The organism is Nocardia sp. NPDC005998 (assembly GCF_040614395.1).
In the GTDB taxonomy this organism is placed as follows: domain Bacteria; phylum Actinomycetota; class Actinomycetes; order Mycobacteriales; family Mycobacteriaceae; genus Nocardia.
In genome coordinates, this window is sequence record NZ_JBEXUI010000103.1 from 1 (window position 1) to 1,202 (window position 1,202).

Annotated in this window: 1 protein-coding gene; it reads right to left on the minus strand. The window is 62.0% G+C overall.

The window, feature by feature from the left end:
• Window positions 1-11 precede the first annotated feature (11 nt).
• Window positions 12-983: an IS630 family transposase gene (locus tag ABZ293_RS42025; RefSeq protein WP_355189921.1), complete on the minus strand. Its 972-nt coding sequence runs from the start codon at window positions 981-983 to the stop codon at window positions 12-14.
• Window positions 984-1,202: the final 219 nt, after the last annotated feature.

Here is a 1,202-nt window from a genome sequence, read left to right on the forward strand (position 1 = left end):
CTAGTGCCGTTTCAAGCAACGTACGGTAGGAAATCGGGCAGTCGGACCTTGGAGTTGACGGCGAAGTCTCGTTTGGGTTGGGCGTGTTGGTTGCGCCAGCGGATATAGGCGGCGACGGCGTCGTCTTGTTCGCCGTGACTGCGGTGGTCGGTGCCGTTGAGGGCGAAGGCCCGCAGGGCGGCGAACTCGGATTCGATCCAGTTCAGCCACGATGAATAGGTCGGCAAGAACACCAACTCGACGTCGTTGGTCGCGCACCAGTCACGGACGGTTTTGTGCTTGTGCGGGGAAAAGTTATCGACGATGACATACAGCTTCTGCCCAGGCCAACGCTGGCGCAGACTCTTGAGAAAGTCACGAAACTCGATGGAGCGCTTGCGATCTCGGATCCGGTAGTAGAGGGCGCCGGTGGTCAGGTCGAGCGCACCGAACAGGTGTCGTACGCCGTTGGTGCGGTGGTAGGTCGCCCGAAACCGGCGTGGTCGGCGCTTGGGATACCAGCCACGGCCCGGCCGTGGTTGCAGGTTCAGTGGACCGAATTCATCGACACTGATCACCCGTCCGTCAGCTGGCGGATTGTCGTAGAGGTCGAGGACCCGGGCCATCTTCACGCCGAACTCGGGATCCTTGCCGGCCTTCCACGTCTTGGTCGCCTGCCAGGAAATCCCTTGGGCCTTCAGGAGTTTCCGCAGCGTCTCGTGGCTGATGTCGGCAATGTTGTTGATACGCAGCACTTCACCCAGTTTCGACAGGCTCCATGTCGAGAACGGCCAACCCAGGTCACGGGGGCAGCACCGAGCGATCTGACCGATACGCTCACGCGTCTTTTGATCGGTCTTGCTCGGCCTGCCCCCGCTCCATTTTGGGTCCAGGGCCGCGAAACCCTTCTCGTTGAAATCGTGGATCACGCCACGCACATAACCCTCGCTGACCTGCATCAACTTCGCGATCAACGGAACCGGCTGCCGCTGCGCCGAGGCCATCACCACGATCGCGCGTCGCACCCGGACCGGGGCCTTGCTGCGCTTGGTGATCCGCTGCAACTCCCGGCCTTCTTCCGGGGTCACCGCTCTGACGAACACATCCGGCGTTCTCGCCACCAACACCACCTCCCCAGGCAGCATCACCACTGCAGCGCCAGCGATCAACTCGCCACCCCGCTGACCCGATTACCGAGCCAACCTTCCTTGCAGAGGCACTAG

What these genes read in the sequence shown, in the direction of transcription:
- ABZ293_RS42025 (WP_355189921.1), bottom strand. Translation starts at nt 983, where the DNA reads ATGGCCTCGGCGCAGCGGCAGCCGGTTCCGTTGATCGCGAAGTTGATG.